General features: G+C 70.6%; 13 protein-coding genes. 2 read left to right on the forward strand and 11 right to left on the reverse strand.

Going from position 1 to position 15,665, the window contains the following annotated elements:
* Positions 1 to 15: 15 nt before the first annotated feature.
* The 5 genes from ACGFNU_RS02825 to ACGFNU_RS02845 all read right to left on the reverse strand — a co-directional run bounded on the left by ACGFNU_RS02825 (position 16) and on the right by ACGFNU_RS02845 (position 5,750).
* Positions 16 to 1,179, reverse strand: coding sequence for an NAD(P)/FAD-dependent oxidoreductase (locus ACGFNU_RS02825; RefSeq protein ID WP_392589573.1), 1,164 nt, complete (start codon positions 1,177 to 1,179; stop codon positions 16 to 18).
* A gap of 48 nt (positions 1,180 to 1,227) precedes the next feature.
* Positions 1,228 to 2,118: an RNA polymerase sigma factor SigJ gene (gene sigJ / locus ACGFNU_RS02830; RefSeq protein ID WP_392589574.1), complete on the reverse strand. Its 891-nt coding sequence runs from the start codon at positions 2,116 to 2,118 to the stop codon at positions 1,228 to 1,230.
* A 12-nt stretch (positions 2,119 to 2,130) separates the two neighbouring features.
* Positions 2,131 to 2,496: a signal peptidase I gene (locus tag ACGFNU_RS02835; RefSeq protein WP_392590978.1), complete on the reverse strand. Its 366-nt coding sequence runs from the start codon at positions 2,494 to 2,496 to the stop codon at positions 2,131 to 2,133.
* Between the two features lie 403 nt (positions 2,497 to 2,899).
* Positions 2,900 to 3,271: an SCO4225 family membrane protein gene (locus ACGFNU_RS02840; RefSeq protein WP_392589576.1), complete on the reverse strand. Its 372-nt coding sequence runs from the start codon at positions 3,269 to 3,271 to the stop codon at positions 2,900 to 2,902.
* A 67-nt stretch (positions 3,272 to 3,338) separates the two neighbouring features.
* Positions 3,339 to 5,750, reverse strand: coding sequence for an AAA family ATPase (locus ACGFNU_RS02845; RefSeq protein ID WP_392589578.1), 2,412 nt, complete (start codon positions 5,748 to 5,750; stop codon positions 3,339 to 3,341).
* 189 nt (positions 5,751 to 5,939) lie between these two features.
* On the opposite strand from ACGFNU_RS02845, the gene ACGFNU_RS02850 reads away from it, so the two are divergent.
* Entirely contained in the window at positions 5,940 to 6,896 is a 957-nt protein-coding gene (locus ACGFNU_RS02850) for an NAD(P)H-quinone oxidoreductase (protein ID WP_392589579.1), read from the forward strand.
* Positions 6,897 to 6,909: 13 nt separating this feature from the next.
* On the forward strand, positions 6,910 to 7,443 hold the full coding sequence (locus ACGFNU_RS02855) for a bacterial proteasome activator family protein (RefSeq protein WP_392589581.1): 534 nt from the start codon (positions 6,910 to 6,912) through the stop codon (positions 7,441 to 7,443).
* Between the two features lie 308 nt (positions 7,444 to 7,751).
* Here ACGFNU_RS02855 and ACGFNU_RS02860 read toward each other — a convergent pair whose 3' ends face one another.
* The 6 genes from ACGFNU_RS02860 to ACGFNU_RS02885 all read right to left on the reverse strand — a co-directional run bounded on the left by ACGFNU_RS02860 (position 7,752) and on the right by ACGFNU_RS02885 (position 15,630).
* On the reverse strand, positions 7,752 to 8,561 hold the full coding sequence (locus ACGFNU_RS02860) for a Cof-type HAD-IIB family hydrolase (RefSeq protein WP_392589583.1): 810 nt from the start codon (positions 8,559 to 8,561) through the stop codon (positions 7,752 to 7,754).
* A gap of 286 nt (positions 8,562 to 8,847) precedes the next feature.
* Entirely contained in the window at positions 8,848 to 10,107 is a 1,260-nt protein-coding gene (serS, locus tag ACGFNU_RS02865; protein ID WP_392589584.1) for a serine--tRNA ligase, read from the reverse strand.
* A gap of 73 nt (positions 10,108 to 10,180) precedes the next feature.
* Positions 10,181 to 10,822, reverse strand: a complete 642-nt coding sequence (locus tag ACGFNU_RS02870; protein ID WP_392589585.1) for a hypothetical protein — start codon at positions 10,820 to 10,822, stop codon at positions 10,181 to 10,183.
* 27 nt (positions 10,823 to 10,849) lie between these two features.
* A complete protein-coding gene (locus tag ACGFNU_RS02875) occupies positions 10,850 to 11,653 on the reverse strand; it encodes a class I SAM-dependent methyltransferase (RefSeq protein ID WP_392589587.1) in 804 nt (267 codons plus the stop codon).
* 69 nt (positions 11,654 to 11,722) lie between these two features.
* Positions 11,723 to 13,654, reverse strand: a complete 1,932-nt coding sequence (locus tag ACGFNU_RS02880) for a hypothetical protein (RefSeq protein ID WP_392589589.1) — start codon at positions 13,652 to 13,654, stop codon at positions 11,723 to 11,725.
* Positions 13,655 to 13,719: 65 nt separating this feature from the next.
* Positions 13,720 to 15,630 carry a hypothetical protein gene (locus tag ACGFNU_RS02885; protein WP_392589591.1) on the reverse strand — a complete coding sequence of 637 codons (1,911 nt, stop codon included), beginning with the start codon at positions 15,628 to 15,630 and terminating at the stop codon, positions 13,720 to 13,722.
* Between the last annotated feature and the right edge of the window lie 35 nt (positions 15,631 to 15,665).

Genomic DNA, 15,665 nt, shown 5'->3' on the forward strand with positions numbered 1-15,665 from the left:
GTCGGCCGTCCGGGGCTACCGCGTCCTCACCTGGGCGGCGGCCGCGAAGATCGCCTCCGCGTCGTCCAGCGGCGGCCGGATCACCTCCAGGATCAGCTTCTTGATCTCCTTTCCCTCGGCGCCCGCGACCTGGACTTCTCGGTCCCGACCCTGCGTGTAGACCGCACCGGCCGCTCCGAGGTCGAGGCACGTGACGTACGGAGACGGGGCGAACTCCTTGAGCGGCAGCCCGAGAAGGTCGGCGGCCGCGTTGTGACCGGCCGTCTTGCCGAGGGGGATCGCGTACTGGCAGCTCTGGACCGCCACCTGGCCGGACTCCACACGCGCCGCCGCGGTGTCCCCCGCGGCGAAGATCTCGCCGGACACGCGCAGCTCCGCGTCCACCTCCAGCCGTCCCAGGCCGTCCCGGGCGCCGCCGACCTGCGCTGTCAGCGAGTCGGCCCGCATCCCGGCCGTCCACACCACGGCGTCCGCGTCCACCCGGGTGCCGTCGGAGAGCCGCGCGTATCCGTCACCGACCTCGGTCACGGTGACGCCGAGCCGCCGCTCGACGCCGAGCTCGTCCAGCGCCGCCTCGATGTGCGGGCGCGGGCCCGGCCCGAGCTCGGAACCGACGACCTCACTGAGATCGACCAGCACCACCTCGCCGCGTTCGGCGAGCTCGGTCGCCACCTCCAAGCCGGTGAAACCCGCGCCCACCACGACCGCCCGGAACGGCGTTCGCGCACGCAGATGGGCGTCGAGCCGGTCGGCCGCCGCCAGGGTGTCGACATCGAACACCCGGTCCGCGCCAGGGAAATCGGGGCGGACAAGGCGGCTGCCCGTCGCCAGGATCAGCCGGTCGTAGCCGACCGTCCGGCCGTCGTCGAGCGTCACCAGCCGCCGTTCCGCGTCGATCTCTGTGACGGCCGCGCGCAGCTGCTCGACGCCGATCGGCTCCAGGACGCGCTTGAGGGCGACCCGCGCCCGATCCGGGTCCGCCTGGTGCAACCACGGGCGCAGCACGAGATCCTCATTGGGCGCGATCAACGTGATCCGAAGCCCGCCGTCCGTGCCCAGGCTCGGACTGGCAGCCGCGGGCTCACCGGCGGCAGCGGCTGCGTCGGCACGCACGCCGGCCGCCGCCGCGGCGCTCCACATCCCGGCGAAACCGCCCCCGACGACAACGATGTGGGACATTCCCATCTCCCTCTGCTCGGAATTCGCCAGGGAGACAGGACGAAGGCGTCAGGTGTGACCGATGTGCCGCAACTTTTCTGGATTGGACTGCCGCCACATCGTCAGCACCCGGCCGTCCACGATCTCGAACGTGTCGATCCACAGGAGCTCGCCGGAGGGGTCGTAGCTCACCAGCCCCGGCTCCCCGTTCACCTCGACGATCTCCACCCGGCCGACGTCGCCCTCGTCCGCCCGGCCGATCCGGCGGCGTCCCACGTTGGCGAGCAGGGCCGCGACGCGGGCGGCGCCGCGCACGAGCTTGCGGGCCGCGAGGACCTTGCCGCCGCCATCGGCGATGTAGACGGCCTCGGGATGCAGCACGCCGATGAGCGCGTCCAGGTCACCGGCCTCGGTCGCGGCCCGGAACGCGGCGAGCACCCGATCGCGCTGGGCCCGCGGCACCGGCGGGCGCTCCCGGGCCTCCGCCACCCGCTGCCGCGCCCGCGAGGCGAGCTTGCGGGTCGCCGCAGGAGACCGATCCACGACCTCGGCGATCAGCTCGAACGGGACCTCGAAGACGTCGTGCAGCACGAACGCGACCCGCTCGGGCGGCGTCAGCTCCTCCATCACGATGAGCATCGCGGTGCTCACCGACTCGTCCACCAGCACGGACTCGGCCGCGTCGGGCCCGGTCAGCAGCGGCTCGGGCAACCACGGGCCGACATAGCTCTCCCGCCGCACCCGGGCGGACTTGAGAATGTTGTACGAGGTGCGCGCGGCGATCGTCACCAGCCACGCGCGCAGATCCCGGACGGCGGAGAGATCGGCCGCCGACGCGCGCAGCCACACGTCCTGGACCACGTCCTCGGCGTCGGCCACCCCGCCGAGCAGCCGGTACGCGACGCCGAAGACCGCCGACCTGTGCTGCTCCCACTCGCCCTCGAGCGCCGCCGTGGTCACCGCGAACTCCCCTCAGATCTCGGGGACCTTGTAGCCGGGGATGGACGGCCAGCGGACCGTCATCACGACCGACTCCTCCTCGGCGCACCAGGAGTGGTCAACGCCGCGAGCCCAGACTACGTAGTCGCCCTGGTTCGCCAGAACAACGTCGCCGTCGGGGAACTCCATCCGGAAACGGCCGCTGATCAGAACCAGCAGGGCCGTGCGCTTCTCACCCGTGGCCCATCGCGCGCGCCGTTCCCCCTGAGGGTGCACACCCCATTTGATCTCGACCTCGTCGCTGTGCCGCATGTCGCCCTCGGGCTTGAAATGGCCCAGCAACCACCCGCTGTCACCGCCGGCATCGACGGCGGCCTTCCCCACGTACACCCCATCCATCACGATCGGTGACGCTAGCCCACCCACCTAACGCCTCGTAAATCGCCCCGCCCCCGCAACACAGCCCGAAGTAACGCCACAGGACGGACCGGACCACAGGACAGGCCGCACCGCCAGACAGGCCGCACCGCTAGACGAGCCACACCGCTGGGCAGGCCCGCGCCACTGGACAGGCCGCGCTGCCAGACGGACCGCACCACCGCCGTCCGAGCCACACCGCCGGACGGGGCGCGCCGCCGGGCGGACCGGACCGCCGGGCGCGGCCGCGCCACTAGACGAGCCACACCACTCCGCGAGGCCGCGCCGCTGGGCAGGGCCCGCGCCGCCAGACGGACCGCAACGCCGGACGCGCCGCACCGCAGGGCGGGTTACTCCGCTGGACGGGCCGTGCGGCTGGGTGGAGTCACGGCGCGGGCGCGTGGTGGTCGGTGGGCTCGCGGAGGCGGCCACGGGTGACGAGTCGGAGCAGCCAGACCTGCGCGAGGCCGGGGCCGGTCGTGGCCACGATGAAGAGCGCGAAGCCGAGCGGCCCGGGCATCTCGCCGAAGATCCCTTCGAGGCCCGCGAGAGCCAGCAGGCCTGCCCCTGACAACGGCAACGTCACCGCGATAAGCCAGACGCCGATGAGGCTCGCGTCCTCATGGTCGACGAACACCCGGTCGGCGATGACCACCAAGGTCACCACGATCACGAGCGCGGCGTAGGCGGCCGGGACGATGATCCCGAGCCATCCGGTGGAACGGGCGGCGGCGGCACGCGAGAGACGTTTGAACATGCTTCCCATGATCCGGTGACCCGGCGACCCTCACCTGAGTACGGATACTCAGGTGAGGGCCCTTAAATCACTCGGTCGGGCGCTGGTAGGCGAAACCGTCGCCGACAACGGCGGCCAGCGTGAGGTAGGCCTCGCGGGTGGCCGGAGCGAGCTGCTCCAGCGACACCTCGGCGCCCTCCTCAAGGTGGTCGTCGTAAGGAATCCGGACGACCGCGCGGCAGCGGCTCTCGAAGTGGGACTGCAGCTTGTCGAGGTCCACCTGGCTGCGCGTGCGGTTGCGGACCATGGACAGCACGACCACGCCGTTGCGGACGAGATGGCCGTGGTCGTGCGCCTCCAGCCAGTCGAGGGTGGCGCTCGCCGACCGGGCGCCGTCCACCGAAGGCGAGCTGACCAGCACCAGCTGGTCGGCCAGCGCGAGCACACCGGCCATCGCCGAATGCAGCAGACCGGTGCCGCAGTCGGTGATGCAGACGGAGTAGTACTGCTCCAGCACGACCGCGACCGCGGAATAGTCCTCCGCGCTGAACGCCTCGCTGACCGCGGGGTCACGGTCGGAGGCGAGCACCTCGAGGCGCGCCTCGTTCTGCGAGGTGAACGCGCGGACGTCGGCGTAGCGGCTGATCTTGTCGCGGTTGTTGAGCAGGTCACGGACCGTCGCCGCGGTCTCCAGCTTGACCTTGTCCGACAGGGTGCCGCGGTCCGGGTTGGCGTCCACCGCGATCACCCGGTCACCGCGCATCGACGACAACATCGAGCCCAGGCCGGTCGTGGTGGTGGTCTTGCCCACGCCGCCCTTGAGCGACATGACCGCGACCCGGTGATGGCCCCCGGCCACGTTCGTGCGGGCCCGCGTGATCAGGTCCTTGCGGCGCGTCTCGGCCTGCGACTCACCCGGGTGGATGTTGCCCGCGGTGGCCTTGTAGACCGCCCGACGCCAGCCCGCCGACGGCGCGATGCGACGCTCGCCGAGGAGGTTCTCGGAGCTGAGGCTCTCGGGGTTCTGCGGCTGCTGGGGATATTGCTGCTGCGGGTGGCCCTGCCCGTATCCGGGCGGTGGCCCCTGCTGAGGCCCCTGCGGCGGGCCGTACGGCTGCCCGGGAGGCGGCGGGTAAGCGGCGGGCGGCCCCTGCGGCGGAGGCGGCCCCTGGACATACCCCTCAGCCGGACCCGGCCCATAACCCTCTTGGGGGCCGGGAGCGTAATCCTCGGGCGGGCCAGGCGCGTAACCTTCCTGCGGACCGGGCGCGTAACCCTCTTGGGGCCTGGGCGCGTAGCCCTCCTGCGGACCAGGCGCGTAACCCTCGGGCGGGCCGGGTGCGTAGCCCTCCTGAGGGCCGGAGGCGTAACCTTCCTGCGGGCCATGGGCATATCCCTCAGGCGGGCCGGGCGCGTAACCCTCCTGTGGAGCAGGCGCGTAACCGTCGAATCCCTCGGGCGGGCTCGGCGGGCCAGGCGGATAGCCCTCGGGAGTGCCGGGGTAGCCCGGACCGCCATATCCCGGTGCTGGCGCCTGATTGCCGGACGGTCCGTACTGGGGCTCGCCGACCGGCGGCTGAGGCTGGTCGGCGGGCGGGTAGGGGTACGGCTGCGGCTGAGGACCGGGCGCGCCGAACTGCTCCGGCGGATAGGCCGGAAGAGGCCCGGGTTGCGGCTCAGGCTGCGGCGCGGGCTGGCTGAAACCGTCCTGCTTCAGCGCCCCCGGACCGTCGTACGGAGGTTGCGGCGACGGCTGACCTCCTTCATAGGGCGGCTGCGGGCCACCCTCGTACGGCGGCTGCGGCGCGCCTTCGTACGGAGGCTGCTGCACAGGCTGGGGGGCGTGGCTGTTGCCCTCGTAAGGAGGCTGGGGTGCCTGGTTGTCGTTCTCATACGGCTGCTGCTGCGGGTGCGGTGCCCGCGGGGGCTGGCCGCCCTCGTACGGCGGCATCTGCGTGGGGTCGTACGAGGGGAAGCCACCGTACGGAGGGGGAAGCATGCCTCCGTCGAAGGGCTGCGGCATGGGGCTGCCGTCGTACGGCTGCTGCGGGCCCTCGAACGGCGGAGGAGTCGCGCCGTACGGAGGCGGCGCCGGCAACTCGCCGTAGGGCGGGAATCCGGGCGGCGGCGGCACCGCACCGGGCTCGGATCCGGGCGCCGGGGCCTGGTCGTTCGGCCCCTGGAAGGGCGGCGGCGCGGCCAGCCACGGGTTGAGCTCCGCCTCGGACGGCGGCGCCTGCCCACCTTGCGGCGGTGGCGGCTGCGTGGTCTCGAGCCCGGGCGCGGGTTCGGCGTCGGACTGGGCCGGCTCAGCGGGGGCGGGCGCGGTGCCGGAACGCTTGACCACCGTCGTCGGCGTCGCCTCGTCCTCCTCGGGCGCGGACGCGGGTGCGGGGGACGGCGGCACGGCGGCGGCAGGACCTGTGGCCTCGCTGTTCATCGCGTCGAGGGAGGCCAGGCGCTCCTCCAGCGAACGCCCGTCGTGCTCGTTCTTTGCCACCGAATTTCTCCCCTCGGCCATGCCTACGTAGATCAATTCCGGAGTTTGGTCGGCAATAGCCTCACGGCAGGATACCTGTGCGCCAATACCACGCATCCACAGACGTGCGGCCACTTCCCCCCTGTTCGTCGAGCTTCCCGGCCCGCCGCGGTCACCACCGTCCCCGCCCTCCCCGGTAGCGTGCTCCGTATGCATGCGATCGTGATCCGCGAGCCTGGAGATCCCGACGTTCTGGAGTGGACGCGGGTGCCCGATCCGGAGCCCGGACCTGGGGAAGTCCTCCTCGACGTGGTGGCGAGCGCCGTCAACCGGGCCGACGTCATGCAGCGGCTCGGCTTCTATCCGCCGCCGCCTGGCGCGTCCGAGTATCCGGGGCTTGAGGCTTCCGGACGCATCGCGGCGCTCGGCGAAGGCGTCACGGGGTGGCAGGTCGGCGACGAGGCCTGCGCGTTGCTGGCGGGCGGCGGTTATGCCGAACGGGTCGCCGTCCCGGCCGGTCAGGTGCTGCCCGTCCCCAAGGGGGTCGACCTCGTTCAGGCCGCCGCGTTGCCCGAGGTCGTGTGCACCGTCTGGTCCAACGTCTTCATGCTTGGCGAGCTGCGGGCTGGGGAGACCTTCCTCGTGCATGGCGGCAGCAGCGGCATCGGCACCATGGCCATCCAGCTCGCACGGGCGAACGGGGCCACGGTCGCCTGCACGGTCGGCACCGCGGCGAAGGCCGCCCGCTGCCGGGAGCTGGGCGCCGACACAGTGATCAACTACCGGGAGGACGACTTCGTGCCGTCCGGCCCGTACGACGTGATCCTCGACAACATGGGCGCCAAGTACCTGGCCCGCAACGTCTCCGCCCTCGCCACCGGCGGCCGGCTGATGGTCATCGGGCTGCAGGGCGGCACCAAGGCCGAGCTGGACATGGGCGCCCTGCTGACCAAGCGGGCCAAGGTGCACGGCACGGGACTGCGGTCCCGTCCGTTGGACCAGAAGCGCACGATCGTGGCCGCGGTGCGCGAGCACGTGTGGCCTTTGATCGAGTCGGGGAAGGTACAGCCGGTGGTGGACCGCACGCTGCCCATGCCGGCGGCCGCCGAGGCCCATCGGATCCTCGAGGGCAGCGGCCACATCGGCAAGATTCTGCTGACCGTGTGAAACTGGAGACATCATGAACGAGCCTTCGAACAACCAGTCCGAGCAGGAGCCTCAGGTTCTCGTGATCGGCCCGAACGGCATCGCGCTGGAGGGCCCCGGAGAGGGCGAGGGCGACGAGAAGTCGATCACCAGCATGGTCGAGCAGCCCGCCAAGGTGATGCGGATCGGCGGCATGATCCGGCAGCTCCTCGAAGAGGTGAAGTCGGCTCCGCTGGACGAGGCGAGCCGCGCCCGCCTGCGCGAGATCCACAAGTCGTCGATAAAGGAACTCGAGGACGGCCTGGCCCCGGAGCTGGTCGAGGAGCTCGAACGTCTCTCGCTGCCGTTCACCGAGGGCACGGTGCCGAGCGAGTCGGAGCTGCGCATCGCCCAGGCCCAGCTCGTCGGCTGGCTGGAGGGCCTCTTCCACGGCATCCAGACCACGTTGTTCGCCCAGCAGATGGCGGCCCGCGCCCAACTTGAGCAGATGCGCCGCGCCCTGCCCGCCGGCATGCTCCCGCCCGAAGCCGCCGAAGAGAACCCCCGCCACTCAGGCCCCTACCTGTAAAAGGCCCTACCGCCGTGATCATGGAGCCCTCCGCTCCATGATCACGGCATGGTCGTTCGACGACCACGCCCCGCAGAACCCTGCCGTCCGTAGACGGGGCTTGCGCAACCTCGGCCGTCCAGGACCAGGACCTACGCCGTAGCCGTCCAAAGACCAAGCCGCCCGCGGCCTCCGCCAACTGAGAGCCAGGATCCAAGCCACAGGCCAGCCGCCAAGACCAGAGCGTGCCCGGCGTCAGCCGTCCGAGGGCCAGGCCACGCTGCCTCAGCCGTCCGCGGGCTGGGGTCTGCGCTGTCTGCCGTTCGGGGTCAGGCTTCGGGGAAGAGGCGTTCCAGGACTTGGGCTACGCCGTCGTCGTCGTTGCGGGCGGTGGTGCCGGTGACCGTCGACAGAACGAGCGGGTGGGCGTTGGCGACGCCGTAGGACGTGCCGGCCCAGGTCAGCATCGGCAGGTCGTTGGGCATGTCACCGAACGCGACGACCTCGGCCGCGGCGATCTGGTACTCGGCGCACAGCTCGGCGAGCGCGCTGGCCTTGGTGACGCCCTGGGCGCTCATCTCCAGCAGGCCGCGGCCGGACGAGTGGGTGACGGTGACGAGCTCGCCGACGGCCTTCTCCGCCTTCTCGGCGAGTGAGTCGGGGTCAGCGTTCGGGTGGAAGGCGAGCAGCTTGGTGCCGCCGCGGCTGACCAGGGTCTCGCCGTCGACCGGGCGGCCGCCGAGGGCCTCGGCGTCCCAGCGGCCCAGGTTGTAGCGGGCCTCGAAGACGAAGCCGGTGGGGTATTCGACCGCGAACCGCAGCTCGGGGACAGCGGCGCGCAGCCGTTCCACCGCCTTGGCGATCACGTCGGGCTCGATCATGCGGGCCCGGACGACGGTCTCGGTGTGCAGGTCGTAGACCACGGCCCCGTTGGCGCAGATGGCGATGCCGTGGTGGTCGACCGCGTTCGCGATCTCGTGCATCCAGCGCGGCGGTCGGCCGGTGACCATGACGAGGGTCGCGCCGGCGCGTTCGACGCGGGCGAGGGCGTCGACGGTACGGGCGGAGATCGTCCCGTCGGAACGCACGATCGTCCCGTCGAGATCGGTGGCGATCAAGCGCGGCGTGAGGTCGGACATGACACCTACCAGTCTCGCCGCATACTGATCTTCCCCGCATCCCCTCGGCGGAAAGCCATCCCCCAGCCAACCACCTTCGACCGACAAAGCCGCGCCCGCGGCACTCCGCCGCAGCGAAAACCCACCCTAGGCGACCCCATCGCCCCATAGGCCACATCTAGGCCTTTTCGGGCGCTCCCACCGTGGACGGTCCCAGTGCGCGGTCCCGGTGCGCGGTCCCGGTGCGCGGTCCCGGAACGGACGACGGGCCCCGCCGATCAGCTCGGCGGGGCCCGTCGTCCGTCTGTCAGCGCTTGACGGGCTCCAGGACCTCCAGGCCCAGGTACTTCTGCAGGGCCTTCGGCACCCGCACCGACCCGTCGGCCTGCTGGTGGTTCTCCAGGATGGCGACGATCCACCGCGTCGTGGCCAGCGTGCCGTTCAGCGTGGCGACCGGCTGGGTCTTGCCCTTGTCATCGCGGTGCCGGACCGCCAGGCGCCGCGCCTGGAACTCGGTGCAGTTGGACGTCGAGGTCAGCTCGCGGAAGGCGTCCTGCGTCGGCACCCACGCCTCGCAGTCGAACTTGCGCGCCGCGCTCGACCCCAGGTCACCGGCCGCGACGTCGATCACGCGGTACGGCAGCTCGACCTTGGCGAGCATCTCCTTCTCCCAGTTGAGGAGACGCAGATGCTCTTCGTGCGCGTCCGCCGGGTCGCAGTAGGAGAACATCTCGACCTTGTCGAACTGGTGCACCCGGATGACGCCCCGGGTGTCCTTGCCGTACGACCCGGCCTCGCGCCGGAAGCACGACGACCAGCCCACGTACCGTCGCGGCAGCGCGTCGATGATCTCGTTCATGTGGTACGCCGCCAGCGGCACCTCGGAGGTGCCCACGAGATAGAGGTCGTCCTGCGGCAGCTGGTAGACCTCGGACGCGTGGGCCCCCAGGAACCCGGTGCCCTCCATCGCCTCCGGCTTGACCAGCACCGGCGGGTACATCGGCACAAAGCCGGCCTCGATCGCCTGCTCCATCGCCAGATTGAGCAGCGCCAGCTGGAGCCGCGCGCCCACGCCGGTCAGGTAGTAGAAACGTGCCCCCGACACCTTGGCGCCGCGTTCCATGTCGATGGCGCCGAGGTTCTCGCCGAGCTCCAGGTGGTCCTTGGGCTCGAAGTCGAACGTGGGGATCTCGCCCACGTACTCCAGCGTGACGAAGTCCTGCTCGCCGCCCGCCGGGGCGCCTTCCTCGATGAGGTTGGGCACCGTCCTGAGCACGGCGTCGAGCTCGGCCGCCAGCCGGTCGGCGCCGGCCTCGGCCTCCTTGACCTGCTGCGCCAGCTCCTTGGCGCGCGTCAGCAACGCCTGCCGCTCGTCGCCCTGCGCCTTGGACACCGACTTGCCGAAACTCTTCTGCTCGGCGCGCAGTGACTCGAAACCGCTCAGCGCGGAACGCCGCCGCTCGTCCAGGTCGAGCAGCGTGTCGACGACGGCCTCATCCTCGCCGCGGGCGCGCTGGGACGCGCGCAACCGCTCGGGATCCTCTCGAAGAGCTCGCAGGTCAATCACAGACCCGAGGCTACCGGCCCGGACACCCCCTCCGCGCGCGAGTATCGCCCTACGGCACGAGCTGTCCGGCCCGCTATGGCACGAGCTGTTCGGCGCGCGAACGCCGTACGCGCTGGATGCGCTGGTGGATCGCCACGCTCCCGGCGAAGACCACCCCGCCGGAAGCCACCGCCAGCCACATCAGGTCAGAATCCAGCCGGGCCACGAGCGTGCCCACCAGCACACCCAGAATCACGCTGTTGACCACGCTGACCATGCCGGCGACGGTGAGCAGCATCTGCCCCCGCACCACGCGCATACCGCCGCTCCGCAGTACCTCTCCGACCTCATCGCTGGCCGCCGGCGGCGCCAGATAGTCCGCGAGGCCCGGCGCCACCTCGAAGTACAGCCGCCGGAGCCGGTTCATGCGCTGCGCGGCCTGAATGTCCTCAATGGAGACCTGCAACGTCCGGTCGAAGGTCACCACGCCCAGGAAGAACAACGACAGGAACGTGACGGCGCCGAAGACGGCGAACGATCCGCCGAAGTCCGTCACCTGCCCGGCGAAGCTCAACGCCACCAGGGCCGTCGACACCGTCGCCAGGAACATGCTGGCCCGCCCGACCGCCTCCGAGGTCGTGGAGGACCGGACGGTCTGCAGGTTGAAATGCTCGGTCGTGATGATCGGCAACACCGTCGACAGGTCGGCGCCGCCGAGGGGGGCTTCGTTATCCATGATCGGAGCATGCCACCCCGGCCCGATTCAGCGCGTCCCGTGCGCCAGCAACGCGAACGCGGGCAAGGACACCATGCCGTCGCCCACCGCGTACCGCGCCATGATCTGGTCGTACGCCGCCTTCACCGCCGCGACCACATCCGGACTCTGCCGGCTGAGGATGACCCCGTTCGACCCCACCCTGGCCAGCGCGCCGGTCTCCCACCACTCCTCGGGATCGACGACGTGCTCCCAGTCGACCTCCTCAACCCCGGCATCCCCGAACCCGGCCCCCGCGACCAGCTCCTTGAACGCCTCCGGCTCGCCGTACTCCATGAACGGCGTGACCGGAATGTCGTCGGGCCAAGGCACGCCCACAACCTCCATGGCGTCCCGGACCACCGCCAGCGCCCCGCTCCCCGGCATCCGCCAGCAGGTCAGCGCCAGCCGCCCACCCGGCCGCACCACCCGCCGCAACTCCTTCAACGCCGCCCCGGGCTCCCCCACATGGTTGATCACGAAGTTGCCCACGACCCCGTCGAACCTCTCGTCCCCGAACGGCACCTCGGGCAGCACCGCGAGCCGCACGTCCGCGCCCGGCACGTTCCGTCCGGCCGTCTCGACCATCCCCGGTTCCGCGTCGATCGCCGAGACCTCGGCGCCCCTCCGCACGGCCTCCGCGGCCACGACCCCGGGCCCGGTCCCCACGTCCAGCACCCGAGCCCCGGCCCGGACGCCCGCCGCGTCCAGCAACGGCCCGACCGTGTACGAGGTCAGCCGCGCGAACCCCCGCTCGTAAGCCGACGCCCGCCCGTCCCACAACTCCCGCTCGTAAGCATCAAAGTCCACCACATCAGCAGGCTAAGCCTGCGGTGCCCCGGAGAATGACCGTGGCCCGGGACTTCCCCGGGCCACGGTCATTCAGCGAACGTCCACATAGTCACCAGGACTCGACGCGCCCAAGTAGGTCGTGCCACCTCGATAGGACGCTTTCCACGTCCCGTCCATCGACGCCTTGAACACGCGCCGGAACGAGCCCTGAGGACCCGTCCGCACCGCGGCCATCCGGCGCCACGTCCCCGAGCCCTTGGCCTTGAAGTAGATGGAGACCGTGACCCCGGCGCCGGGTTTCCAGGAGCCGATGTGGCGATTGAACTTGCCGGAGACCGTCAGCGTGCGGCCCTTCCTCACCGGCTCCGGAGACGCATTGAACGAGGCGAAGGCCGTCCGGTGGCGGACATCCACATGATCGCTGGACGACGGGGCGGAGTCGAGGTCGGCCGCCGCCGCGACGAGCCGGGCCCGCCAGAAACCGTCGCGCGTCGCACGCACCTGCTTCGAGAAGGTGCCCTGCCGATCCGTGTCGATCCTGGCCATCACCGACCAACGCCTGCCGTCCGGCGAGAACTCGAACTTGACGACCCTGTACTCCGCCGGGGCCCAGGCCCCCATCACCAAGCGTCGCGCGGCTCGTCCCTTGAGGGTCACGAACGATCCGTTGCCGACGGGTTCGGGACCGGCGTCGAAATCGCTGATCCTGGTGAGGTGGCGAGCGACGCTTGTGCTCTCAGCCTGTGCGGGCTGATAGCCGCCCGTGGCACTCGCGGTTCCTTCGGTGCCGAACCGGACGCGCCAGACACCGGAGACCGGAGCCGCGGTGGTGATCGAGTACGAGCCGTCGACTCCCGTCCGTGCCTGCCAGGTCAGGTCGACGATGTGATCACCGAGATAGGGCCGCAGATGCTCGACGACGACCGGCTTGCCCGCGAGGCCCGCCCAGCGTCCGGCGAGGTCCGCACGTTCGAGCCGTCCGGCCACCGTCAACCGATCGCCGACGATGGTGCGAGCCGGGACGCCGATCGACACCCGGGTCTTGAGGTACGCGAACGCGATCCTGACGAAGGCCTCCGAACGGGCGTAGGTCTCATCGGCAGGTACCGCGGCGTAGGTTCCCTGGACGTCGCCCTCGAACCGCGCGGTGAACACGCCGTCCGGGCCCGCCACCACACTCCGGCTGCCCAGGTCCACCTTGGCGTTGGGCAACGGATGGCGCGTCCCTGCACGATCGAAGTAGTCGATCCGTCCGGTCACGATGGCGGGGTTTTCGATGTCGCTGACGCTCGGACTCACCTTGACATCGGCGAACGCGGTCCTCAGCCGCTGGCGGATCGTGCCCGCCCCTGCCCGTTCCGCCTCGTCACCGGCGCCGTTGAACGCGCTGACGTCCACCTCGTAGTCGCCGACCGGCAGGTCGAGTTCCGAGACGGATCTGAACGCCCGCCAGGTCGATCCGGTCTGCTCCTCGGCGAACTCGTCGACCGTGGCCACGACCTCGTCACGTCCGGCGGGCCGGAGCCGCGCCACCACCCGCGCGACCGTCCAGTCGCTCCACAGGCGTAGCCGGAGCCGGAAACCGCCGCCCACGATCTCGCGGGGCACGTTGTCCGCATCCACCCCGGCGACCTGAACCTCATAGGGCGGGAGACGAGGGTTGTCCTCGTAGGCCGCGGAAACCTTGCTCGTGCGGTCACCGGCGCGATCCACGACCTCGGCGTCGGCGTACGTCCGCCCCCGGCGCAGTTGAACCGCTTGGCGGGACGTCCACGTCCCCGCCTCGTCGGTGCCTCCGGTTCGAACGAAGTCGCGCAGCACCGCATAGGGCTCGGCGTCGTCACGACCGCGCAACTTGATCGTGATCTCATCGATGCCGTCGGCGGAGGCGGCCCTGAGGCCGACCTTGGCCATGCCCTGCGCGTCGGGCTGTGCGATGCCGACCACAGAGATGTTCACCGCGGCGTCGGCCGCGGCCGGAGACGTCAGCCCGAGGACCGTGGCGACCAAGGTCGACGCCACGACGCCCACCACACCGGGCAGTGAAAGTCGGAGGTTCAACACGTCCTTTAACCAATGATCAAGCGTCAGCGAACGTCGACGTAGTCGGTGGGGCCCCAGGTGCCGAGATAGGCCGAGTTGCCCTTGTAGGTGGCCAGCCACGTGCCGTCGCGAGAGGCCTTGAACGCCTTCCGGAACCAGCCGTAGCCATCGGTCTTCACTGCGCCGATGCGGGCCCATTTCGAGGAGCCCTTGGGCTTGAAGTAGATGTGGACCGTCGTGCGGGGAGCGCCCTGCCACTTGCCGAGATCGCGGTTGAGCCTGCCCCTGACCGTGAGCGTGCGGCCCTTCTTGACCGGCTCCGGGGAGGCGTCGAACGAGTTGATGTTGGTCTTGTACTTCGTGTCCACGAAGTCTTCGGCGGTGCTCGCCGCGCCGTATCCCCTGCCGGGACCGAACGTGAGCCGCCAGTGGCCGTCGGCGTGCGCCGGGGCGCTGATCGTCACGCGCCCATCAGCGCGCGTCCACCCGGAGGCCGCACCGGAGACGCGTTTGCCGATGCGGCTCTCCAGCGAAACGTACTCATTGGCGAGGGGAGCCCATGTGCCGTCGGCGCGCTGGTACAGCAGGCGTCCCTTGGCAGTGACCGGCCTGCCGCGGCCCACGGGTTCGGGGGACGCGTCGAACTCGACCAGGCGGGTCGGGGTGATGGCGCGATACCAGCGAGCCTCGCTCACGGTGCCCGGCTGGGTGCCGTCGTCCCGGTAACGCGCTCGCCAGTAGCCGTTCTGCTCGAGCTCCACGGACCCGCTGAACCTGCCGTCTCCCCACGTGGTCGTCGTCGCGCTCCGCGTCCATTTCTTGCCGTCGGGGGACCATTCCAACTCGATCGGTGCGTTCGCAATCGGAGTCGTGCCGTTGAGCTCGCTCCGCCGCAGCGCGCCGATCAGGTTGATGTAGTACCTGCCGGAGGGCTCCAGGGCGAAGTCGTCGATCTGGCTGGGGTGAAAGAGCGTGAGGCCGCCCGCTTCACGGGAACTCGGCGTCAGCCAGCCCTCGTCCTGCACTCCCACCACGATCCGGCCGCTTCTCGGGGGCTGGAACGTGATCCGGAACGTTCCGTCGGCGTCGGCCTGCCCGGAGGCCAGCTCGGAAGCGCCCTCCCCGGAGTCCAGGGAGACGGTGACGTGGGAGCCGCCCGCGGACACCCATCCGGAAGGCGCCTGGCGGGTGGCGTGCCCTTCGACGGTCACCTCCGTACCGACCTCGACCGGCTGTGCAGCACCGACCAGGCGTGCCTCGGTCAGCTCGGAGTTCTGCACCGTGATCTTCGGGGTCAGCCCCTGGCCGACCCGGCACGCGGCGACCGGCGAGGACCGGCTCTGGATCACGACCTGCGGCTTGGCCTTCGTGGGCATCGCGAAGGTGCCGTCGGCGGCGGTGACGGCGCTCGGCTCGTTGACGCCGTCGCTGAGCTCGGTGCCGCGCGCGGGTTCGGGGGCTGCGTCCCGGCTCTTCTGGATCAGCAGGCGTCCGCGTACCGTGACGTCCCTGTGGTCGGTGTCGACCGTCTCGGGCGTCATGGTCAGGTCCGCGTAGGTCGCCTGATAGCAGGCGGTGAAGCCCGCGGTGGAGGTCCCTGACGCGTCGCCGCTGGTCGCGACCGTCTGCACGTAGTTGGTGCCGGTATGGGCGTCGATGTCCACGGAGTAGGTGGCTTCCCAGACCCCATCCCGGTTGTCGCCCGAGACGAGGGTGAAGCCGGTGACCGTGGCGTACGGTTCCTCGCTCTGGCGGCGCAACTTGGCCTCGACGCGGTCGATCCCCGCCGCCGCCCGGGCCGTGACTCTGATCTTCAACGGGTGTGCGGGATCGAGCCGGTAGAAGAACGCTTCGGAGTGAACGTAGGGAACGCCGCTGTCAGCTACCGCCGGAGCCGCGGAAAGCAAGGCCGCCGCCACGATGGGTGGCAACATCCAAGCCAGACGACGACGCATGTGACTCCTCCGATGCAGGTCAGCACGGAGAAGAC

Source organism: Spirillospora sp. NPDC048911 (assembly GCF_043198015.1).
GTDB lineage: Bacteria > Actinomycetota > Actinomycetes > Streptosporangiales > Streptosporangiaceae > Spirillospora.

What these genes read in the sequence shown, in the direction of transcription:
- ACGFNU_RS02870 (WP_392589585.1), bottom strand. Translation starts at nt 10,822, where the DNA reads ATGGATAACGAAGCCCCCCTCGGCGGCGCCGACCTGTCGACGGTGTTG.
- ACGFNU_RS02825 (WP_392589573.1), bottom strand. Translation starts at nt 1,179, where the DNA reads ATGTCCCACATCGTTGTCGTCGGGGGCGGTTTCGCCGGGATGTGGAGC.
- ACGFNU_RS02835 (WP_392590978.1), bottom strand. Translation starts at nt 2,496, where the DNA reads ATGGATGGGGTGTACGTGGGGAAGGCCGCCGTCGATGCCGGCGGTGAC.
- ACGFNU_RS02885 (WP_392589591.1), bottom strand. Translation starts at nt 15,630, where the DNA reads ATGCGTCGTCGTCTGGCTTGGATGTTGCCACCCATCGTGGCGGCGGCC.
- ACGFNU_RS02850 (WP_392589579.1), top strand. Translation starts at nt 5,940, where the DNA reads ATGCATGCGATCGTGATCCGCGAGCCTGGAGATCCCGACGTTCTGGAG.
- ACGFNU_RS02855 (WP_392589581.1), top strand. Translation starts at nt 6,910, where the DNA reads ATGAACGAGCCTTCGAACAACCAGTCCGAGCAGGAGCCTCAGGTTCTC.
- ACGFNU_RS02840 (WP_392589576.1), bottom strand. Translation starts at nt 3,271, where the DNA reads ATGTTCAAACGTCTCTCGCGTGCCGCCGCCGCCCGTTCCACCGGATGG.
- ACGFNU_RS02860 (WP_392589583.1), bottom strand. Translation starts at nt 8,561, where the DNA reads ATGTCCGACCTCACGCCGCGCTTGATCGCCACCGATCTCGACGGGACG.